Below are 20,484 nucleotides of genomic sequence, written 5' to 3' on the forward strand. Positions count from 1 at the left end.
GTCCAACAGCAGTAGCCGGAAGCACACACCTGTACTGCCAATAACGGATGCCTGTTTTAGTCCAATTTTCGGCGGTTGGTAGCAGCTAAACGAAAGCCCACGATGGCTCGCGAATTTAGAGCTCTGCTAGTACGCTTTGCGCCTAAACGAATGTCTTAACCAAAGAGCCTGCCGTGGACGGCAGGCTCTTTTTTTATATCAGCGGCTCGGTTTCAGTTCCTTAACCATGGCCTTGCCATTGATCGCCTCTGCTTGGAACGGAATGGAGTGAGTTGCTGCTGTCATGGCTTTTACCTGCATGGATGTACAGTATAAAAACCTGAAAGCTTATTTGCGCTATGACGTTGATGGCATTTAGCTAATGCTGCGGATTGAGTAGCAGCACTTCTTGTCTTAATGCGGTCGGCGCGACTTCAGGATGCGGCGAGGTTCGGCGTCTGCTTATCCGATCGACGAAGAAGGGCTTTCCCGACTCTCAATGCGTTGGTATGGCATAGGCCACGCCAAGCTGAGCGGCCAACTCCGCGAGGCGTCGATCTGCAGTCCAAAGCAAAGCGCCTGGTGTGATTAGCGTCGAGGCCAGCAGCGATAGATCGACCAAGCCGCAGCCCTTACCGAATAGCTTGTTATTCTCAAGGAAGGCCAAAGTCTCGGGAATTGACGCTTCCTGGCTCGGACGCAGCATGGCCAAAGCTGCGAGCGTATCGGCACGCGGCGCTGGCGGCGTGCCGCAGGCCAACTCTGCATGCACCATGGGATGCATCAGCACGCTGTCTTGCACCAGCAGCTCCTGCAGGTGTGTGTCGGCCTCACGAAAATGCCTCACCCACACCGATGTATCGACTAGAACGGACACCGGCATCAGCGAGAGCCTTCAGCATCCGCCTCACTGCCACGGCGTGGCACATCAGGCATGTCTGGCACGCTTCCGCCCAGGGCAGCCAAGCGCTTGCCTGCCTCGACGCGAGTGAAGGTTTCAAGTGCTAGGCGTACTAGTTCAGGCACAGCAATACCAGGCGCTGCAACAGCACGGGCACGGTTCACGACTTCGTCGTCGATCGTAAAGGTCGACCTCATGGCTACTCCTTTAACATCAAATTTGATGCATTGTCGCATCAGATTGGATGTTTGTGAATGATGATTTGTATTGCACAATACAAATATGATCAATCAGCCAAACCAGCTTGACCTTGTGTCCTCACCCCGCTTGGCGCCCACGCAGGAAACCTACAAGGAGCTGCAGATGGCCTACGACCATTTCAACGAGCGGCTGTTTGAGGGGCAGCTTCCAAGCTGCTTGATTACGCTGCAGTGGAAAAAGCGGACTTTCGGCTACTTCTCTGCAGCTCGCTTTGCCTCGTTGGACGGCTCAACCACGGATGAGATTGCGATGAATCCGACCTACTTTGCGGTCGTACCGATCATCGAAACACTCCAGACCCAAGTCCATGAAATGACGCACTTGTGGCAGCACCATTTCGGAAAGCCTGGGAGAGGCCGGTACCACAACGAGGAATGGGCACGAAAGATGGAAAGCATTGGGCTCATGCCCTCTTCCACCGGGCAACCCGGTGGCGCGCGAACCGGTGATTGCATGGCGGACTATGCGGTCGCAAGCGGCAGGTTTCTGACTGCTTGCCAGGAGCTGCTGACAGCAAAGTTTCAGCTCAGTTGGTACGATCGTTTCCCTTCGGTAGATCACGTACTTGCAGGCCAAGCCAGCATGGCCAACCACATTCAAGGAATTGAGGGCAGCAAGCCGCCGATGGTCAGCATGCCCGCATTGGCAGAAGCTTTGAAGCCCGCCGGCCAAGCTTTCGCGACCGCTACCGATGATGAGGGGGCACTGATTGCCCCTGCGAACAAGTCGAACCGAGTGAAATACAGTTGCACCGGCTGCAAAGATTCGATATCCGTCTGGGGGAAACCGGGCATTAAGCTGATATGTGGTGAGTGCAGAAAAAGTTTTGACGTTCAATAAATCATCAACGACAGGAGATTCATCGAGCGCACGCATAAACTTCGCTCGTTTGACCGGACTGGCTAACATCTGCCTGCATTCCATTCTGGCTTGTCTTAGAAAGAACAACTGACAATCATTCGGTTTCCGGTATGGAGAGCGACTGGACTGCCCCGCTACAGTAGATAATTCCCAGCCTCTTGCTCAAGCACGCTCAAACGTTTTGAGCGCAGTCCGGCACCATCAAGCTCAATGCTTGTATTCACCCGATGAATGACCCCGAGGCATTGAGCGGAACGGCCGCGTAAGTAAACTGAAAATCACCAATGCAACCGCTACCTTCTTAAACGCAGTGCATTGAAGATTACAGACGCCGAACTCAGGCTCATAGCGAGTGCTGCGATCATTGGCGACAGAAGCCACCCTGTAAACGGATACAGAACTCCCGCAGCAATCGGTACACCAATTCCGTTGTATATAAAGGCAAACAGCAAGTTCTGACGCATGTTGCGCACTGTGTCAGTTGAGATTTCACGAGACTGGGCAATGCCACGCAAATCACCCTTGACCAGCGTGATCTGACCGCTGTTCATTGCTACGTCGGTCCCTGTTCCCATGGCTACACCTACATCAGCTTTTGCCAAGGCCGGCGCATCGTTGATCCCGTCACCAGCCATGGCAACCACATGGCCTTCACTTTGCAATCGCTCCACGAGAGCTAGCTTGTCGGCGGGCTTGACTTCGCCATGGACTTCATCAATTCCAAGCTTGGCACCAACAGCCTTGGCTGTGGTCAGACCATCTCCGGTTGCCATGACAATTCGCAAGCCGCTTGCATGAAGCGTTTGGATGGCATCCAGAGTGCTAGCTTTGATAGGGTCTGTTACCGCCAGAATGCCCGCGAACTTCCCATCAGCCGCTAAATGCATGATGCTTGCACCCTCTCCTCGCAGGCGTTCTCCGTCCGCTTGCAAGGAAGATACAGATACGCCCTCTTGAGCCATCAATGTGGTGTTGCCTAATGCCAAGCGCCGCCCCTCAACGGTTCCACGTACACCAATACCGCTGGCGGAATCGAAGTCCACAGGTTTAGCGAGCTGCAAGCCTTGTTCACGTGCAGCTCGGACGATGGCATCCGCAAGCGGATGCTCGCTACCCTGATCCAAGCTAGCGGCAAGCCTCAAAACTTCGTCAGCGGTGAAATCTGGAGCAGGAATCGCTTTATCGAACGCAGGCCGACCTTCTGTAAGGGTGCCCGTTTTATCTACGATGAGGGTATCCACTTCACGCATTTTTTCGATGGCGCCCGCGTCACGGAACAAAACGCCTTGCTCTGCAGCGCGCCCTGTGGCCACCATTACTGACATGGGTGTGGCCAAACCTAGCGCACATGGGCAGGCGATGATGAGTACCGCGACGGCATTGATCAACCCAAACACCCAACTGGGCTCTGGGCCAAAAATTCCCCAGACGAAGAAGGTCACTACAGCAACTAGCACGACAACCAGAACGAACTTTCCAGCCACTACGTCGGCCATTCGCTGCATCGGTGCCTTAGACCGTTGGGCCGATGCAACCATCTGAACTATCTGGGAGAGCATGGTGGCAGTGCCCACCTTTTCTGACCTCATGACCAGAGCTCCACTCGTATTGAGTGTGGCGCCGATCAGTTTGTCGTCAACGCGCTTTGTCACAGGTATTGGCTCGCCCGTGAGCATCGATTCATCAACGGCGCTTTGACCTTCCGTGACAATGCCATCCACGGGTACTTTCTCGCCTGGACGTACGCGCAGCAGGTCTCCGACATGCACGTGGCTGAGGGGAACATCTTCCTCACTGCCATCTGCATTGATACGCCTTGCCGTCTTAGGAGCTAGGCTAAGCAATGATTTGATAGCGGCCGAGGTCTGAGAGCGAGCCTTCAGCTCAATGATCTGCCCCAACATGGTCAAAGAAATGATGACCACCGCTGCCTCGAAATAAACAGCTACACGGCCCATGGATACGAACGAGTCGGGAAACACACCAGGTGCCAGCGTCGCTACGAGGCTGTAGACAAAGGCGGCTCCCGATCCCAAGCTGATCAACGTCCACATGTTCGGACTGCGGTGGATGATTGACTGCCAGCCTCGAACAAAAAAGGGCCAGCCTGTCCATAGCACTACGGGCAGCGAAAGAGCCAACTCGACCCATGTTTGGGTCTGCATAGTGAACCAGCCGAACTTGTGTCCGAACATGGCCAGAGTAGTAACAATCAGTGTGAGTGGTAGCGTCCACCAGAATCGCCGTTGGAAGTCTTGCAACTCGCTGTTGTCCTCTTCTCCAACCGGGATCAGTGGCTCAAGAGTCATTCCACACTTGGGGCAGTTTCCGGGATGATCTTGCCGGACCTCCGGATGCATCGGGCAGGTATAGATCGTTCCTGCCGGAACCACGCCCGGGTCATCAAACGATTTCTGATCTGAATGTCTTGCAGACCCATGAGCATGTTCGTGCGAGCTGAGCAACTGGGCCTCAGGCACCAAATGCATTTGGCACTTGGGGCAGCGCCCCGGATGATCTTGATGGACTTCAGGATGCATTGGGCATACATAGACTGTGTCCCCTCCTGCGTGATCAGCCTGCTCGTTACTCGATATGAATTGCGCAGGGCCATGAGCAAATTTTTGCTGGCAACCGTTACTGCAGAAGCGATAGATCCGTCCTTCGTGAACTATCCGATGGGGCGACTGTGGAGAGACAGTCATACCGCAAACAGGATCCTGCAGAGGCTCGGCGTCAGTTATGGTTTTTTCCAACTCAACTGATTCTGAAGAAGATCGATGCTGATGATGTTGCATGCAGATGGCCCTTCGCGATGTTGGATCGATTCTTGGCTCTTACACCATGTGAATGTCAAGCCAGAATCTGCTTGAGAAATAACTCTGTCCACCTCTTCTGAGGTACCGCAACTTGAGTACGGTGTTTGTGGCCATCTCAATCCACGAAATGATTCTGGGGTTGAGGTGGCCTTTGCCATGACTACATGACACGGAGATCATCCAAGCATGAATCCTCCGAAGCGATGTACCCTTCCTCTGCGTGTGCAGTTCTGCCTTGTGCAGTCCCCGTGTCAGCTGTCGGTGGGTGATCTAAAGGTTCAAATTCCTTTTGGCGAAAGAATCCCTAGCCAAGCCACACTCGCCAAAACCAGAACTGCCAGTGTTGCTTCCATGAACAGACTCTGGCGTAGCTTGGCGACTGCTTGCGCGCGATTCCCTGAGCCCAATGATGCCTCCAGACTTGGACTAAGCCGGAACCGATTTGCAGCTGCCAAAGCAAGCATTCCGAGAACCAGCACTAGCTTGCCTAGCAGCAACTGACCATAGAGTGTCGAAACAAGCGGATCAAGCGAAGGCCCTGCGATCAATACATAGTTGACTACACCACTGGCCGCAAGAACGAAAACGATAAGAGTTCCGATATGGGCGAAGCCGTTTGATGTTCGGCTCAATATGGCGACAGTGTCCTGTGTCGCATTTGCCCTACTTGTTGCTAAGATCAAAAAAGCAAGTAACGCGCCGACCCATGCACCTGCTGCCCAGAGATGGAAGATATCTGAAGCAAGGTGGACGTATCCACGCATTCCGTCGTCCATCGCACCGTGACCAGCCCAGGCCAGTGTCGCCAGCGCTACACCGCTAGATGCGGACATGGCAACGAAGCGAAACGTTGGATTGAACTTCACTAGGGCAATCAAGATGCAAAGCGCTAGCGCAAGAATACGAATGCACCAAGCAAGGCCCATGTGAGTGCCGGTGATGAGCATCTCGAAAACATGTGTTGATAACTCGGCATATGTTTGCGCACCGGACATTGCCTTGGCAAGGACTGTCATGCTGACCACGGACAGCCCAATTCCGAATGCTGCAAATGCACCGACACATATTCGATAGCTGCGCGCAATTGCCAAGGATCGCTCGTCATGGCCAAGGGCATAGACGCCAAACATGGCGACGCCAAAAGCCGCTGCCATGTCCAGATAAAGCGCAAGGCGCAAAACGATGGTGAACCAATCCTCGGCCATTTGGTTACTTCACCTGAAATGTGACATTGCCATTGATCGGGTGTGTGTCCGAAGACACGGCACGCCAATCCACGCGATAGGCACCGGGTTGAAGTGCTTGCGCAGGAGTAATGACCATGGTTTTGCCATCGCTAGCGCCAGAGACGCTTGCGCTGACCTTCATTGCACCGTGGTTCGGCATCCCGGGCATGCCCGTCATGATCAAGTTCGCAGCCGAGAACTGAGGAACCAGCGTTTCCGAGAACTTCAGCTCAATCGTTGCAGGTGCAGCAACCTGCGACTTATCCGCAGGTGACGAGGAGACTAGCGAAGGATGGGCAAATGCTGCAGAAGCGAACAGAGTTGCGGCGATTGGTGCGATGTACTTAGCTACCAGGGTTGAGCGGTTCATGAGGACTCCTATCTAAGTGTGATGGTGGTTTGAAAATCGATTGCGAATCTGGGTCTATGGAGTTGGCGCGCCCTCAAGAACGCGCCAGCGAGGAAGTGCACATTGGTCTGGCTAGAACCAGAAGCGGACACCGGCCACCCATCGTGTTTGTTGAGCACGGCCGCCGTCTGCACGAACGAGATCTGCGGTTCGCCCGAAACTGCCCGCACGTTCGACGCCGATATATGGAGCGAACTGACGGCTGAACTCGTAGCGCAGTCGCAAGCCCGCAGATGCTTCGGCTAGGCCCTTGCCGATGTGGCGCTCTGGATCATCCTTGCCGTAAAACTGCATTTCAGCTCTAGGCTCAAGGATCAGGCGCTGAGTCAGCAATAGTTCGTAGCTTGCATTTAGGCGAAGCGCAGTTCTGCCGCCACTGCCAACATAGGCTGTGGCCTCCAGCTCGAACCAGTAAGGGGCTAGGCCCTGTACACCAAATGCCAGCCATTGACGGCTAGGTCCCACGCCGTTGTCTAAGCGCAGACCAAGCTGTGTATCCCAATAGGTTGTGGCAGCACGGCTCCATAGCAGTTCGGTGCGAGACTCTTCGAGCTTTCCTTTGGCGACGTCACCTTCTGCCTTCAAGACAGCTTTGTTGTATGAGGTCCCGTACCATGCTTGCAAGTCATAGGCCGTTGAATCATCACCTCTGCGTGAAAAACGGCGTTCCAGGGTCTCACCACGCAGCGAGGCAAAGGTATGCTCGTCCGCAAGCATCAAGCGCGGGACGCCAGGCACCGCGTAATCGCCCGATCCCAAGGTCAGCCCATTGGAATACCCATGTGGGTCGCGAGCATCTGGAGGTGCGGATCCCCCTTGCATCTGCATGCTGCCGTGATCCATCGCAGGGCCGCTTGCAGCGCTGCCAGTCATAGCACCATGACCTGCATGTGGATCAGCTGCAGTTGTGGCAGGGCTTGCCGGTGCTTCCATTTGCATATCCGCTTGGCCATGCGATGAATGGTCGCTTTGCGCCTGGGCCGCAATACTCACCAGAGCGAGGAGCGCAGTGGACAATGCACGAATAGGGAGTGCTTTGGACATTTTTGATCTTCCTTGTGAGGTTTGTTCAAGACACTACGACTTCGCGGAACATGCCTGCATCCATGTGGAACATCAGGTGGCAATGCCATGCCCAGCGCCCCAGAGCATCTGCCGTCACCAAGAAGCTGATGCGTTGCGCAGGCTGTACTGGCAAGGTGTGTCGACGGGCGAGGAATCGACCATCAGGGCTCTCCAGTTCACTCCACATCCCATGCAAGTGCATAGGGTGAGTCATCATGGTGTCGTTGTGTAGGATGACCCGCAAACGCTCGCCGTGACGGAAGTGAACAGGCGTTGATTGCCCGAACTCCAATCCATCAAGAGACCAGGAATAACGCTCCATATTGCCCGTCAGGTGCAACTCCACCTCTCGTCCAGGACCGCGCGAGTCCATCGGACCTGAAGGTGTATGTAGATCGGCCAAGGTCAGCACGCGTCTGCCGTTATTGCGCAGACCGATACCGGGATCGTCGAGATTGGTGCGGGCCATATCGACTCGCATATCTGTTCTCGCGCCATATTCAGTGCGAGCATGGCGTGCTGTGGTGCTGGGCACTGCCAAGCCCCCAGCAGACCTGGCATGCTGACTATGGTCCATCGCCATACCACCGTGATTCATGCCGCCCATCGCACCATGATCCATGCCTGCCATTGCCCCCGACATACCAGCCATGCCCGTCATGCCGGTCATCCCAGACATGCCAGACATCTCCATGTCGGCTCCGGCAGTGCCATGGCTCATGGCGCCCATCATGTCGCTCATACCCAGCCATTCGACGGGATCGAGTGCGGGGACAGGAGCTTGCAGACCTTCGCGCACTGCTAACGTAGCGCGTGCGTAGCCTGTTCGGTCCATCGACTGAGCAAAGATCGTATAGGCGTCATCACGTGGCTCGACAATCACGTCTATGGTTTCGCCAGGGCCGAATCGGAATTCATCGACAGTCACAGGCTCTACGTCGACGCCGTCAACATGCACCACCGTGAGCTTCAGACCCGGAATACGTACGTCATAGAAAGTATTGCCCGCGCCATTGACCATGCGCAGTCGGACACGCTCGCCTGGGCGGAAAAGAGCAGTCCAATTGCCGGCAGGTGTGACGCCATTTGCGAGGTAGGTCAGGGTCGCAGAAGAGAGATCGGCTAAATCCGTTGGATTCATGCGCATCTCGTTCCACATCTTGCGCTTGTCTAATGCCGCTGACACGCCATCACGCGATGCATCACGGAAGAAATCAAAGACCGTGGGCTGGTTGTAGTTGTAGTAGTCGCCCTGAACCTTGAGCTTTGCGAAAACGCGCATGGGGTCTTCGTCAGTCCAGTCAGAGAAGAGCACGACATGGTCACGATCTGCACGGATAGTCTCAGGTCCTGCGGGATCAATGATGATCGCTCCATACATGCCGGTGAGTTCCTGCATGCCTGAATGTGAGTGATACCAGTAGGAACCGCTTTGCTGAACCTTGAAGCGGTAGGTAAACGTCTCTCCAGGAGGAATGCCCGCAAAGCTGATGCCTGGAACTCCATCCATCTGGTAGGGCAAGATAATGCCGTGCCAATGAATAGAAGTGGCCTCGCGAAGCTTGTTCGTGACGCGAATCGTCACCGTCTCACCCTCTCGCCAGCGCAGGGTTGGTGCAGGAAGCGATCCATTGATCGTTGTCGCCATGCCAGGCTTGCCCGTAAAGTTCACTGCGGACTCGGCGATCACCAGATCGAACTCGTTACCCTTCAGCACCGGCGCGGCCCCACGGACTGTTGAGCTCTGCTGCGCGAATGCCATGAGCGACTGCGTTGACAGGCCCGCCAGCACGCCTCCTGCGGCCAGTCCCTGAACGAAGCGCCGACGAGAGAACCCTTGAGTGGGAGTGACAAAAAATGGCGAATGACGCGGCATAAGGTGAAATCCTCCAGAGCTTTCAACAAAATCGTTTTCGGCGACGCTTGCTTGAAGCAAAGAGCGCTCGATATGTTCAGTATGCTAGGGCGCGCTGAATTTCGGTGGAGTGACTCGCTCATTACATTCATGTAATGCTCGCGTCATGTTCACTGCGACTGGAGGCGTCTATCAAGAAATGCCTTCGTTGCAGCCAGGAGGTTCACTCTGCTCGCCACGCTTGATGACTGACCAGGAGGGAGCAACTAGGCAGTGTTAAGTCTTTCTATCGCCAGGATTTCAGGAGCATTACATTTTTCTTATCTTCATGTCAGAGGGCGTCAAACTAGGCACACTCTTGAGCATCTACTGCAGCGGAGCGATTACATGAGGGTTTTGATTGTCGAGGATGAGCCTAAAACAGGTGAGTACCTGCGCCAAGGATTGACCGAAGCTGGCTACATTGCTGATCTGGTTCCAAATGGTTCAGATGGCTTGCATATGGCTCTGCAAGGAGAATACTCATTGGTGATCTTGGACGTCATGCTGCCGGGTCTCAATGGTTGGCAGGTCCTCCAAGCTCTGCGTGATCGGGGACTACATATGCCGGTTCTGTTCCTTACTGCACGGGACCATGTCGAAGATCGCGTCAAAGGGCTAGAGCTCGGTGCAGATGATTACCTGGTGAAGCCGTTTTCGTTTGCGGAGCTACTTGCCAGAGTTCGCATCATTCTTAGACGCGGACATCCGGCCAACGAAGGCACTACTCTGACTGTTGCAGATCTTGAGCTAGACCTGCTGCGTCGCCGCGTATCTCGCAGTGGCAAACGTGTTGATCTCACTGCCAAAGAGTTCGGACTCCTGGAGTTGTTGATGCGCCGACATGGGGAGGTGCTGCCACGTTCATTGATCGCATCACAGGTATGGGACATGAACTTCGATAGTGATACCAATGTCATCGAGGTGGCCATGCGCCGTCTGCGAGCCAAAATTGATGAAGGCCACTCGATCAAACTGATCCAGACCGTACGGGGAATGGGCTACGTGCTTGACGTTCCTGAGGAGGAATAGGTGCAGCGTCTCAATCGCAAGGGAAAGCTCTCTTTAACTAGTCGTTTGGCCCTTTTCTTCACGTCTGTTGCGGCAGCCGTAGTGCTTGGCTTAGGTGGTTTGTTCCTAGTTGTTACAGAAAAGCATTTCGTGGAACTGGACCGAATGACGCTTCAGGACAAGCGCCATTTGATTGAGAAAATTCTCCAGAACACCAAGTCGGTCGATGATGCTCGTTGGCGTTTAAATGAGGCACTGAACTATCACGAGGATCTTCAAGTCCAGGTGAAGGATGCCCAAGGAGAAACCGTATTTCAATCGCCCGCATCCGGCTTTGCAGTGCCGGATCGCAACTCGGGTTTTATCGACAAGGAAGGATCGTTTGGGGTGTGGCGGCACGCAGATGCAGAATTCCACACCTTGAGCTTTGAGACGCTACCGGCCTACGCACCGTCACCATTAAAGGTACTGATCGCTGCAGACACAAAGCATCACATTCAATTTCTCGACGGAATTCGAGCAAGCTTCGCCATTTATGTGATTGCCGCAATTTTGCTGTGCTCGCTTCTGTCTTGGCTCGCCGCTCGACAAGGGCTGGCACCGCTGCGAGAGATGAAATCACGGGCGGCAGTTGTGACCGGGCAGAAGATGAGTGAACGCATGCCGGTCGAGGCTGTGCCCGTTGAAATGGCCGATCTGGCGCATGAGCTCAATCGCATGCTGGATCGGTTGCAGGATGATTTTCAGCGACTGACAGATTTCGCGTCTGACTTGGCCCATGAACTACGTACACCCATCAGCAACCTGTTGACCCAGACTCAGGTTGTGCTGGCGTCCAAGCGTGATGCCGCGACATACAGAGACATTCTTGCCTCGAATGCCGAAGAGTTTCAGCGTTTGGCTCGCATGGTGTCAGATATGCTGTTCCTGGCCAAAACCGAACGGGGCGTGAGCTTGCCGCGTAAGGAGCAGTTCTTCGCAAAACAAGAAGCATATGCATTGCTGGAGTTCTACGAGGCTGTCGCGGAAGAAAAGCAAATTCATTTGAAATTAAAAGGCGATGGACTCATTGATGGTGATCGGCTGATGTTTCATCGTGCTGTGAGTAATTTGCTATCTAATGCTTTGCGCTACACGCCGCAAGCAGGCATGGTCACCATCGACATTGAGACCGCAGCTTCTTGGACACTTGTCACTGTGGAAAATACAGGACAGGACATTGATCCCAAAGTCCTGCCCAGGTTATTTGACCGATTCTACCGAGCTGACCCTTCCAGGGCTCATCCGGACTCAGACGGTAGCGGATTGGGTTTGGCGATCACCCGAGCGATTGCTGAAGCCCATGGCGGCTCCATTGCGGCCACTTCTGCTGATGGACGAACTCGCTTCACCTTGAAATTCCCCAAGCCGTAGCCGACTTCCTAAGCAGATCGAAAACCGGTTTTTATTGAGCGAAGGAAGACGCTATCCACAGCAAGAGGTCTTTGCTGAAGTTGAGCCGCAACATTTCGACTGCGGCTCCTCAGCATTTGCCTGCTCGGTTTCGGCTAACGCCAATAATTCTGGAGTGTATCCAGCGGCCTGGATAGCCAACATGTAGTCGGTGTCGCTCAGATCGCCGGAGACTTGCACCGTTTTATCGCGCGCATGCACTCCGATATTTGCTTCATCATCGATTGCCAAAATGGAGCGCTGAATCCGCGCGGCACAGGCACCACATTTCATGTCATTGATGCGAAAAATAGCCATTACGTACTCCTTTAAAGCTTGTGGCTAAAGTTTCATCCTTCACATCATGTGAATGTCAAGTGTCTGTCTGCACAAGCACTGGAGCACGCTGTGTACACCAACTAGGTTGGTCTTCACTTTTCGCTTTGGGCTTTTGGTGTACAGATTTGGGATAAGAACTGCCGCGAAAAAGCTGACAACAATGTCACCGGACAGTCCTGTTTTTGTTGGGCTCTGCTTCCTAAGATCAACCCATCTTCTCCTCACCTTGATCAAGGCCCAGGAGATGTGTTCATCAACTTTCTTAGGAGCCAACCATGTCTCAAAACCGCATCTCCATTTCCTCTGTACTCGCAAGCGTTGCTGCTGTTATCACACTGGCTCTTCCTGGAATTGCGTCCGCAGGCTATGAGCATCCAGCCAACAATGAACAAGGCGTGATCGTGCATCCGGAGCACTTTGTAAGCCAGAAAACCCGAGCTCAAGTCAAGGCCGAGACTGAAGCCGCCATGAAGCAAGGCCGCCTTTCTTACGGTGAAAGCAATTTCCCACGTGGTACTCCCGAGACTGGATCGAGCAAAACCCGCGAGCAAGTTATCAACGAAATGCGTAATGAAACAACAGCTGAACGGGATGCTCGCATGCAATCAACTGCGAACTAAACACGCTGAGTGTGAAGCCCCCTCGCTTTCCTGTGTGACATAAAAGCAGAGGTTGGTGAAACTTTTAACAAAATACGCGACCGGCGGTCTTCGGCTCAACGATTCGTGCAAACGATAGTGGTTGTAAAAATGCTGCCAGCCCTCGTTCCTAGACCGGACTTCCTGTACGGATCCATAGACATCGCAGTCGAGCACCTCCGTTCGGCAGGACCTGTTGAAGCGTTCGACGTAAGCGTTCTGGATCGGCGTGCCTCGCTGAATGTGGCGAAGGTTCCTACCCTTGCTCTGCGCCCATCGCTTTACTGCGTGGGCAAGGAACTCTGGCCCTTAGTCCATCAGCATCAGCATCATGGCCATGATCACCATGGGCACAACCACGACGACAACTCAGATCATGGCGACCTTAACTTGCGTTCAGCCTATCTTCACGTCCTTGCGGATGCCGCTACTTCGGTGCTAGCCATCGTTGCTTTGCTGGGTGGAATACACTGGGGTTTTGGTTGGCTGGACCCCTTGATGGGCATCGTCGGTGCGGCTCTAGTCGCCATTTGGGCGTGGGGTCTGTTGTGTGATAGCAGTCGAGTCTTGCTGGATGCCGAGATGGATGCACCAGTGGCCGAAGAAATTCGAGAATCCATCGCCGAAGGTCCATATCGGGCTGTCATCACGGACCTGCACGTTTGGCGGGTGGGCAAAGGGAAATATGCCGCCGTCATTGCCGTAGAAGGAAACTCTGAAGTCACCCCTGACTACATCCGCCAACTTGTCACTATTCATGAGGAGTTAGCGCATGTTTCAGTGGAAGTGAATCCACTGAACTCATCAACGGCACTCATATAAGCATTTGCTTGGCCGCTGCTTTCGCCGGAAGCAGACTCTCGTGACTTTTCATTGAGCGGCAGCTTTTTGCCTCAGTGGAAGCGTTACGCAAATTCAGTCAGTATGAGCAATACTGGTCTGGCCGTGCGTCAAACAATTTCGCAGCGTCCACAAAGATTGTGGGAGATACCTTCCACATATAATTTCTGAACTATGACACGCCGTCTGGCCATGTTCTTCGTGATGCTGAGCGTCTTCTGGCAAGCCCTTGCTGTGGCTGGCCAGATGCCTGTCTTCGCGTCACATGAAGCGCTTGAGCATGCGGCGATGCATCTTCAAGAGGAAGGCCACCACCACCATGATGATGGTGCCGTGGAGCTCGATGACTCCTCTGACTCCAAACTGCACATGATGGCCAATGGGATGCCATCTGCAGCGGTTGAAGCTTTCACCTTGAGTGTTCCGGTGCCCGACTGGGTAAGCTCTCCACTCTGCCCGGTCGTCGATTCCATGCTCCCCCATCCGATCCTGGAAGGTCTTCGACGGCCTCCCAGACTCACAGCCTAGCTCTCTTTAGGTCGGCTTCATCCGTCTGAAGCCATCCCTTCGTTCGTGCATGTCATATCTGTCGCAGTACCTCGCGACGGTATTGCTATGTACCCAGAGCATTTAGAGGCTTTGTGAACCCCAAAATTAAATGGAGGCTCTGCATTCTTGCAGGGCTGACGTTGGCGTGCACGTCGTACGCACAGCCAATGGAAAGCGTTGCTGCGCCAAAATCGAGCAGCAACATTCAAAAAACAACCTTGGCGACTGCCGTTGAAGGGGCCTGGAACCGCGCCGTTGCGTCTGCTGAGGCGGCAGGCATTTCTCGGCAGGCCACCGCAGCAAAGAAAGCGTCAAGCGCTCTTTGGGCTGCACCTCCCTCGGTGGAGTTAAGCCACCGCAATGACCGCCTGCAACGCAACAATGGCGCTCGTGAGACTGAGGTAGCTTTGGCGGTGCCGCTCTGGCTTCCTGGCCAGAAAAGCGCCAAGCAACAAGCCGCAGATTCGCTGTCATCTCTATCTCAGTTGTCTGAAGCCGAGGGAAAACTGCGTGTTGCAGAGGTCGTCCGTGAGTTGCATTGGCAGATTGCCGAGTTGCAGGCCAGCCAATCTTTGTCAAAGCAGCAGACCAGCACTTTTGCGGCCATCGCATCAGACGTGGATAAACGTGTCAAAGCCGGTGATCTGGCAAGAGCAGATGCCTTGGCAGCCAAGGGGGAGCTTTTAAGCGCACAAGCAACTCAGTCACAGGCTGAAACCCAGCTTGAAGCAGCAAAGCGCCAGTGGACAGCCCTGACAGGATTGGCCCAAACACCTGACGCTACGTTTGCGAGTGCTGAAAGCCCATCGCCTCGCCAGTTGGCTGAGCATCCCGAACTGTTGCGTGCAGAACAACAAGTAGACCTGGCACGTAAGCGTTTGGATTTGGTTGCCAAATCGAATCGCAGTGCTCCAGAGCTGATCACCAAGTTCAGGCAAGACATTCCAGGCCATGGTCAGGGTTCCGCCTACAGCCTGGGCCTTGCTGTGCGTATTCCGTTCGGCACAGACGATAGAAATGCACCCTTGCAAGCTGCCGCCTTGACCGAACTGGACATAGCTCAGCGCAAGGAACAGGTGCTTCGTGCTCAGTTGTCTGCTCGCATGGAAAGCGCCAAGGCTGCAGCAGCGGCAAGTCAGTTGCAGTTGCAGACCGAGCGTGAAAAAGCCTCTTTGCTTAACGAACGAGCCAAGCTGATTCGAGCCTCCTTCAATGCAGGCGAGACATCGCTCCCAGAGCTTCTGCGCGCAGCCAGTGCAGCAGCTCAAGCCGACTACAGCGCTGCTCGGCAGGAGGCTGCATTTGGCCTCGCACGTGCACGTCTTCAACAAGCCTACGGACAGCTACCATGAATTCCCCGTTTTCTATTCCTTGCGTTGTGAAGCGCGTGTTCTTATTGAGCGGCTTCGCCCTTTCTACGGGGATCGCCGTGGCGTCCCCTGGTGCACATGGTCCCAATGGAGAGCATTTGGATGCTGCCCCCACGGCAGGAGCCACTTCTTCTGCACCCAGGTTCGAGGCTAAGTCCGAAGACTACGAGCTGGTTGGTCGTCTGCAGGGGGGCGAGTTTTCGATGTTCATTAATCGATTTGCTACGAATGAGCCCGTGGATCAAGCCAAGGTGGAAGTCGAGCTGGGTCAACTGAAAGCCGCTGCGCCTTATCACTCGGACCAGGGTGACTATGCAGTGGCTGACGAGAAGTTCTTGGCAGAGCTCGGCAAGAAAGGGTCACACGCGCTGGTGATCACGATTCTGGACGGCAAAGAGTCTGACCTGCTGGACGGCACTTTGGAAGTCGGGGCGACCCAAGCTGCAGCTGAGGCCACCCATGCTCATGGAGATGAAAACGCTTTGCTGTTTGGCGCATTGGCAATTGCCGCATTGGCCGCAGTGGGTGGATTGGGATGGCTCTTGGGCCGCGGCTCTAACAGCAAGGTAGCAAAGGGAGGCGCCCAATGAAACGCATCTTCATCATGTCTGCGGTCTTGGCCGTCACCATGGCTCAAGCCTCTCCGGGCGCTCATGGCCCCAACGGAGAGCATCTGGATACGGCCTCGGCCACTCCATCGGCAGCAGGTTTGAGTCGCCTGCCTGATGGCAGCGTCAATGTGCCCATGCTGTCCCAGCGTCGATTGGCAATTCGCACGGAAATTGCCCTGATGTCCGAAGCAAGCGCAACCACCGAGCTGCCCGCCAAAGTCATTGCGGACCCCAATGCAAGCGGCCTGGTTCAGACGGTTGTGGGCGGAAAGATCGAGGCCGGAGCCCAAGGCTTGCCGTTCGCTGGCAAGACTGTACGTAAAGGGGAGGTCCTGGCGGTCGTAGCCCATCACGCAGAGCCACTTGCCTTGTCGGGACAGCGTGCCCAGTTGGCCGAACTCAGAGGTGCCCGAGAAATCGCACAAAAGCGTGTGGAGCGGCTTAAAGGGCTTGAAGGCACTGTCCCGCGCAAAGAGATTGAAGCAGCTCAGACAGAACTTGCAAGCCTGAGGGCACGTGAAAGCGCAATCGGTGGCGGTCTTGCAGCCAAGGAAAACGTTGTCGCACCGGTTTCGGGTGTCATCGCCAGCGCCAATGTGGTGCTCGGCCAGGTTGTCGAATCCAAGGATGTCTTGTTTGAGATCACCGATCCAGCCAAGGTCATGGTGGAGGCCACAACGGCCGATCCTGCTCTAGCAGCCAACATCAGTGCAGCAACGATCAAAGCGACGCCGGGAGTCCGTTTGGAGCTCATTGGTGCTGGTCGAAGCTTGCGCGACGGTGTGTTGCCATTGACATTCAAGGCGGTTGCGTCCGATGGCACTCAACAGCTACCGATTGCTATTGGCCAACCTGTCACCGTGATTGCCAACTCCAAGCAAAGTGTCAAAGGCTTTGTTCTTCCCGCACAGGCGATTACTCGCAACCCTGCCAATGAGCCTGTCGTCTGGATCAAGTCAGGTGCAGAGCGCTATATCCCGCAACCCGTGCAGTACCAAGCGCTGGATGCGAACCGGATCGTCGTCACCAAGGGGCTTGGCGATGAAAACCGGGTCGTGGTTCAAGGTGCGGCGCTGATCGCACAAATCCGCTGAACTGTGAGGTGACACATGTTCAACTGGATTGTTCGTAACAGCCTGCATAACCGGCTGTTTGTGCTGGCGTTCGCTGCGATATTGATGGTCTACGGAATCATCACGGCGGTCAAAACGCCTGTTGACGTCTTCCCGGACCTCAACAAACCTCTGATCACTGTTTTGACCGAAGCCGGGGGCATGGCCCCCGAAGAAGTCGAGCAGTTGGTGACTTTCCCCATTGAAACAGCATTGAATGGCATGCCGGGGGTCACTCGCGTGCGCTCCATGTCCGGGGTCGGTTTGTCGATTCTCTATGCCGAGTTTGACTGGGGAACTGACATCTACCGCAATCGCCAGTTGGTGGCGGAGCGGCTTGCGCTCGTACGCGAGCGACTTCCCGCTGATGTGGTGCCGGTGATGGGCCCTGTGTCCTCCATCATGGGTGAGGTCATGCTGCTGGCCCTGCCCTTGAATGTGAGCGAAAAAGGCGCATCTGCCGCAACACCCATGCAGGCACGGGAGTATGCAGACTTTGTGCTGCGTCCCCGCTTGTTGGCGGTCCAAGGGGTTTCGCAAGTCATTCCCATCGGGGGTGAAGTACGTCAATTGCGTGTGGAGCCTGACACCGCCCGGATGGCTCAGTTCGGCGTCACCCTTTCTCAGCTGGAAACGGCTCTCAAGGGGTTTGCTGGCAATGCAGGCGGTGGATTCATTGACCTCAATAGCAAGGAGTATCTGATCCGTCACATTGGGCGCACCAACAAGGTCGAGGACCTGCAGTCCGCTGCCGTGGCCTGGCGAGATGCCCGTCCAATCCGCCTGGAGCAAGTTGCCAATGTCCGGTTTGCTCCAGCCATGAAGCGCGGTGACGGTGGTTACAACGGCTCTCCTGCGGTCATCGTCAGCGTTCAGAAGCAGCCTGAGGCCGATACCGTTCGCGTGACGCGTGACATCGAGCAAGCGCTTCGAGAACTCAGCAAGGGCCGTCCTGAAGGCATCAACGAACCCAGAGCCCTGTTCCGACAGGCGGATTTCATTGAAGCCTCCATTGGCAACGTGACAGAGGCACTGCGTGATGGAGCCATCATGGTCGCCATCGTTCTGTTTGCCTTCTTGCTTTCAGCCAGAACCACTCTGATCTCACTAGTCGCGATCCCGCTGTCGCTGGCTGCCACGGCGCTGGTATTTCACTGGCTGGGCCAATCCATCAATGTGATGACCTTGGGTGGACTTGCCATCGCTATTGGTGAATTGGTTGACGATGCGGTGGTGGATGTAGAAAACATTCTGCGCAGACTCAAGCAAAACCGGGAGCTGGAGCACCCGGCGCCGACGCTTGAGGTTGTCCGCAAAGCCAGTGTGGAGGTTCGCTCCGGCATCGTCTATGCCACAGCCATCGTGGTGCTGGTGTTCGTGCCCCTGTTTGCTCTGCCAGGCGTCGAAGGCCGCTTGTTCTCGCCGCTGGGCATCGCCTACATCATCTCCATTCTGGCTTCCATGCTGGTGTCGATGACGGTGACGCCGGTACTGTGTTCCTACCTCTTGCCGAGAATGAAGCGCATTGATCACGGCGACAGCCCCATCGTCAGACGCCTCAAGCAATGGGATGAAAAGCTGCTGGCTTGGTCTTTCACAAGAAGCAAGGCACTGATGGCTGCGGCCTTGGCTGCAGTAGTGATTGCACTGGCCAGCGTTCCCTTCTTCCCGAGAGCGTTCCTGCCAGCCTTCAATGAAGGCTCTCTGGTTCTGGGCATGGTGTTCAATCCGGGGACGTCCTTGGCAGAAGCCAATCGAATGGGCTCCTTGGCTGAGACCTTGATCATGGAAGTGCCCGAGGTCACCCAGGTTGGGCGCAGAACAGGTCGCGCAGAGCTGGATGAGCACGCAGAAGGGGTTCACTCTGCAGAGATCGACGTTGATCTGAAGCGCAGCGAGCGTGATCGTGAAGCCGTGATGGCCGATATTCGTGCAAAGCTGTCTGTGCTTCCCGCACAAGTCGCGGTGGGCCAGCCGATTTCTCATCGGCTGGATCACTTGCTATCTGGTGTCCGCGCTCAGATCGCCCTGAAAATTTCCGGTGACGATACCGACACGCTGCGTGGTTTGGCCGAGCAGATGCGCCAAAGCCTTTCGAGCATCCCTGGCCTGGTTGACCTGACCGTCGAGAAGCAAGTGCTGATTCCTCAGATTACTGTGCGTCTTGACCATCAGAAAGCCGCCCAGGTGGGGTTGGCTCCCGGGGAGGCTATTCGTGTGCTGCAAGCGCTGACGGATGGTGCTCATGGTGCACAGATCGTGGATGGCCCTCGTCGCTACGAACTGGTGTTGCGTTTGCCCGATGAAGGTCGGAGCCCGCAAGACCTGGCTCGAACCCTGATCGACACGCCGGCTGGCAGGATTCCTGTCTCAGCGATTGCGACGGTCTCCGAGACGGATGGACCCAACCAGATTGGCCGGGAAAACGGTCGTCGTCGCATCGTGGTCTATGCCAATACGGATGGATCAGACATGAGTCGTATCGTGCGTGACATCCGCGCAGCGATAGATCGCACCCAGCTGCCGACAGGCAACTCCATCTCTCTGGAGGGGCAGTTCCAGGCTCAGGAGCAGGCTGCGCAGAAGATTGCGTGGCTATCGCTGATGTCTCTGGCTTTGGTGTTCCTGGTGCTTTACACACGCTACCGCTCCACGACGCTGGCCTTGATCATCATGGCCAATATCCCGTTGGCTCTGGTGGGCAGTGTGCTTGCAATGTGGCTTTCGGGAATCACGCTCTCCGTGGCCTCCATGGTGGGCTTCATTACCTTGACAGGCATTGCAGTTCGCAACGGCATCCTCAAGGTGAGCCACTACATCAACCTCTGCAAGTTTGAAGGGGAGCAGTTCGGCCAGTCCATGGTTGTCCGCGGCTCGCTGGAGCGCCTGACGCCTGTTCTGATGACTGCACTGGTGGCTGCGTTTGCCCTGACGCCTTTGCTGCTGTCTGCCGATGCTGCTGGCAAGGAAATCTTGCATCCAGTTGCGGTGGTCATCTTCGGTGGTTTGGTGAGCTCCACGCTCCTAGATACGTTGTTGACTCCACTGATGTACCTGGCATTTGGTCGAACGGCCACCGAAAAGCTTCTGGCTTCAAATCCAGAAGCCGAAGGCACGCCTGAGCAGCAAGAAGCGTTTTAAAGCAATTACGGGCTTTGAGGCGCAGCC

At 55.2% G+C, this 20,484-nt stretch carries 19 protein-coding genes; 10 read left to right on the top strand and 9 right to left on the bottom strand.

The window, feature by feature from the left end; translation table 11 throughout:
* Nucleotides 1-475: 475 nt before the first annotated feature.
* A complete protein-coding gene (locus DFO48_RS03495; RefSeq protein WP_083994787.1) occupies nt 476-862 on the bottom strand; it encodes a type II toxin-antitoxin system VapC family toxin in 387 nt (128 codons plus the stop codon).
* The gene (locus DFO48_RS03500) at nt 862-1,077 is read right to left on the bottom strand and encodes a DUF2191 domain-containing protein (protein WP_059441461.1); all 216 of its coding nucleotides are present in this window, start codon (nt 1,075-1,077) and stop codon (nt 862-864) included. Before DFO48_RS03500 ends, DFO48_RS03495 begins: the two co-directional genes overlap by 1 nt.
* An 85-nt stretch (nt 1,078-1,162) precedes the next feature.
* On the opposite strand from DFO48_RS03500, the gene DFO48_RS03505 reads away from it, so the two are divergent.
* Complete coding sequence (locus DFO48_RS03505) at nt 1,163-1,981, top strand: SprT-like domain-containing protein (protein ID WP_059441460.1); 819 nt, start codon at nt 1,163-1,165, stop codon at nt 1,979-1,981.
* A gap of 314 nt (nt 1,982-2,295) precedes the next feature.
* Here the strand turns inward: DFO48_RS03505 and DFO48_RS03510 are convergent, their stop codons facing one another.
* The 5 genes from DFO48_RS03510 to DFO48_RS03530 form a co-directional block, all read right to left on the bottom strand.
* Nucleotides 2,296-4,707, bottom strand: coding sequence for a heavy metal translocating P-type ATPase (locus DFO48_RS03510; protein WP_370449553.1), 2,412 nt, complete (start codon nt 4,705-4,707; stop codon nt 2,296-2,298).
* Nucleotides 4,708-5,099: 392 nt separating this feature from the next.
* Nucleotides 5,100-6,026 (bottom strand): copper homeostasis membrane protein CopD, encoded by a 927-nt coding sequence (gene copD, locus DFO48_RS03515; protein ID WP_114862543.1) that lies wholly within the window; start codon nt 6,024-6,026, stop codon nt 5,100-5,102.
* A 4-nt stretch (nt 6,027-6,030) separates the two neighbouring features.
* Entirely contained in the window at nt 6,031-6,417 is a 387-nt protein-coding gene (copC, locus tag DFO48_RS03520) for a copper homeostasis periplasmic binding protein CopC (protein WP_003055083.1), read from the bottom strand.
* A gap of 111 nt (nt 6,418-6,528) precedes the next feature.
* Nucleotides 6,529-7,500, bottom strand: coding sequence for a copper resistance protein B (locus tag DFO48_RS03525; protein WP_179954953.1), 972 nt, complete (start codon nt 7,498-7,500; stop codon nt 6,529-6,531).
* A 25-nt stretch (nt 7,501-7,525) separates the two neighbouring features.
* Complete coding sequence (locus DFO48_RS03530) at nt 7,526-9,397, bottom strand: copper resistance system multicopper oxidase (RefSeq protein ID WP_114862544.1); 1,872 nt, start codon at nt 9,395-9,397, stop codon at nt 7,526-7,528.
* A gap of 366 nt (nt 9,398-9,763) precedes the next feature.
* On the opposite strand from DFO48_RS03530, the gene DFO48_RS03535 reads away from it, so the two are divergent.
* Together DFO48_RS03535 and DFO48_RS03540 are read left to right on the top strand one after the other, a co-directional pair.
* Nucleotides 9,764-10,447: a heavy metal response regulator transcription factor gene (locus DFO48_RS03535; protein WP_034371158.1), complete on the top strand. Its 684-nt coding sequence runs from the start codon at nt 9,764-9,766 to the stop codon at nt 10,445-10,447.
* Nucleotides 10,448-11,839: a heavy metal sensor histidine kinase gene (locus tag DFO48_RS03540; RefSeq protein WP_114862545.1), complete on the top strand. Its 1,392-nt coding sequence runs from the start codon at nt 10,448-10,450 to the stop codon at nt 11,837-11,839.
* Nucleotides 11,840-11,890: 51 nt separating this feature from the next.
* Here the strand turns inward: DFO48_RS03540 and DFO48_RS03545 are convergent, their stop codons facing one another.
* On the bottom strand, nt 11,891-12,175 hold the full coding sequence (locus DFO48_RS03545; protein WP_034398819.1) for a heavy-metal-associated domain-containing protein: 285 nt from the start codon (nt 12,173-12,175) through the stop codon (nt 11,891-11,893).
* A 296-nt stretch (nt 12,176-12,471) separates the two neighbouring features.
* Here DFO48_RS03545 and DFO48_RS03555 point away from each other — a divergent pair, with 296 nt between their 5' ends.
* Nucleotides 12,472-12,816: a DUF4148 domain-containing protein gene (locus DFO48_RS03555; RefSeq protein WP_114862547.1), complete on the top strand. Its 345-nt coding sequence runs from the start codon at nt 12,472-12,474 to the stop codon at nt 12,814-12,816.
* Here the strand turns inward: DFO48_RS03555 and DFO48_RS25850 are convergent.
* Nucleotides 12,802-13,059: an integrase core domain-containing protein gene (locus DFO48_RS25850; RefSeq protein WP_369346160.1), complete on the bottom strand. Its 258-nt coding sequence runs from the start codon at nt 13,057-13,059 to the stop codon at nt 12,802-12,804. The two genes, DFO48_RS03555 and DFO48_RS25850, sit on opposite strands and share 15 nt — an antisense overlap.
* Between DFO48_RS25850 and DFO48_RS03560 the strand changes: the two genes are divergently transcribed.
* The 6 genes from DFO48_RS03560 to DFO48_RS03585 all read left to right on the top strand — a co-directional run bounded on the left by DFO48_RS03560 (nt 12,946) and on the right by DFO48_RS03585 (nt 20,457).
* Nucleotides 12,946-13,656, top strand: a complete 711-nt coding sequence (locus tag DFO48_RS03560; protein ID WP_003062571.1) for a cation diffusion facilitator family transporter — start codon at nt 12,946-12,948, stop codon at nt 13,654-13,656. The genes DFO48_RS25850 and DFO48_RS03560 overlap by 114 nt on opposite strands.
* A 192-nt stretch (nt 13,657-13,848) precedes the next feature.
* Nucleotides 13,849-14,202, top strand: coding sequence for a hypothetical protein (locus DFO48_RS25385; RefSeq protein ID WP_034350255.1), 354 nt, complete (start codon nt 13,849-13,851; stop codon nt 14,200-14,202).
* 188 nt (nt 14,203-14,390) lie between these two features.
* Nucleotides 14,391-15,575 carry a TolC family protein gene (locus tag DFO48_RS03570; RefSeq protein ID WP_114862548.1) on the top strand — a complete coding sequence of 395 codons (1,185 nt, stop codon included), beginning with the start codon at nt 14,391-14,393 and terminating at the stop codon, nt 15,573-15,575.
* 116 nt (nt 15,576-15,691) lie between these two features.
* Complete coding sequence (locus DFO48_RS03575; protein WP_034371214.1) at nt 15,692-16,183, top strand: hypothetical protein; 492 nt, start codon at nt 15,692-15,694, stop codon at nt 16,181-16,183.
* Nucleotides 16,180-17,298: an efflux RND transporter periplasmic adaptor subunit gene (locus DFO48_RS03580; RefSeq protein WP_114862549.1), complete on the top strand. Its 1,119-nt coding sequence runs from the start codon at nt 16,180-16,182 to the stop codon at nt 17,296-17,298. Before DFO48_RS03575 ends, DFO48_RS03580 begins: the two co-directional genes overlap by 4 nt.
* 15 nt (nt 17,299-17,313) lie before the next feature.
* Nucleotides 17,314-20,457: an efflux RND transporter permease subunit gene (locus DFO48_RS03585; RefSeq protein ID WP_114862550.1), complete on the top strand. Its 3,144-nt coding sequence runs from the start codon at nt 17,314-17,316 to the stop codon at nt 20,455-20,457.
* The last annotated feature ends 27 nt before the right edge of the window (nt 20,458-20,484 follow it).

The sequence above is a fragment of the Comamonas sp. AG1104 genome (assembly GCF_003350425.1).
Taxonomy (GTDB): domain Bacteria; phylum Pseudomonadota; class Gammaproteobacteria; order Burkholderiales; family Burkholderiaceae_C; genus Comamonas; species Comamonas testosteroni.

Excerpts from the sequence above, each read along its gene's own strand:
- DFO48_RS03495 (WP_083994787.1), bottom strand. The coding sequence starts at position 862 with ATGCCGGTGTCCGTTCTAGTCGATACATCGGTGTGGGTGAGGCATTTT.
- DFO48_RS03500 (WP_059441461.1), bottom strand. The coding sequence starts at position 1,077 with ATGAGGTCGACCTTTACGATCGACGACGAAGTCGTGAACCGTGCCCGT.
- DFO48_RS03505 (WP_059441460.1), top strand. The coding sequence starts at position 1,163 with ATGATCAATCAGCCAAACCAGCTTGACCTTGTGTCCTCACCCCGCTTG.
- DFO48_RS03510 (WP_370449553.1), bottom strand. The coding sequence starts at position 4,707 with ATGACTGTCTCTCCACAGTCGCCCCATCGGATAGTTCACGAAGGACGG.
- copD (WP_114862543.1), bottom strand. The coding sequence starts at position 6,026 with ATGGCCGAGGATTGGTTCACCATCGTTTTGCGCCTTGCGCTTTATCTG.
- copC (WP_003055083.1), bottom strand. The coding sequence starts at position 6,417 with ATGAACCGCTCAACCCTGGTAGCTAAGTACATCGCACCAATCGCCGCA.
- DFO48_RS03525 (WP_179954953.1), bottom strand. The coding sequence starts at position 7,500 with ATGTCCAAAGCACTCCCTATTCGTGCATTGTCCACTGCGCTCCTCGCT.
- DFO48_RS03530 (WP_114862544.1), bottom strand. The coding sequence starts at position 9,397 with ATGCCGCGTCATTCGCCATTTTTTGTCACTCCCACTCAAGGGTTCTCT.
- DFO48_RS03535 (WP_034371158.1), top strand. The coding sequence starts at position 9,764 with ATGAGGGTTTTGATTGTCGAGGATGAGCCTAAAACAGGTGAGTACCTG.
- DFO48_RS03545 (WP_034398819.1), bottom strand. The coding sequence starts at position 12,175 with ATGGCTATTTTTCGCATCAATGACATGAAATGTGGTGCCTGTGCCGCG.
- DFO48_RS03555 (WP_114862547.1), top strand. The coding sequence starts at position 12,472 with ATGTCTCAAAACCGCATCTCCATTTCCTCTGTACTCGCAAGCGTTGCT.
- DFO48_RS03560 (WP_003062571.1), top strand. The coding sequence starts at position 12,946 with ATGCTGCCAGCCCTCGTTCCTAGACCGGACTTCCTGTACGGATCCATA.
- DFO48_RS25385 (WP_034350255.1), top strand. The coding sequence starts at position 13,849 with ATGACACGCCGTCTGGCCATGTTCTTCGTGATGCTGAGCGTCTTCTGG.
- DFO48_RS03570 (WP_114862548.1), top strand. The coding sequence starts at position 14,391 with ATGGAAAGCGTTGCTGCGCCAAAATCGAGCAGCAACATTCAAAAAACA.
- DFO48_RS03580 (WP_114862549.1), top strand. The coding sequence starts at position 16,180 with ATGAAACGCATCTTCATCATGTCTGCGGTCTTGGCCGTCACCATGGCT.
- DFO48_RS03585 (WP_114862550.1), top strand. The coding sequence starts at position 17,314 with ATGTTCAACTGGATTGTTCGTAACAGCCTGCATAACCGGCTGTTTGTG.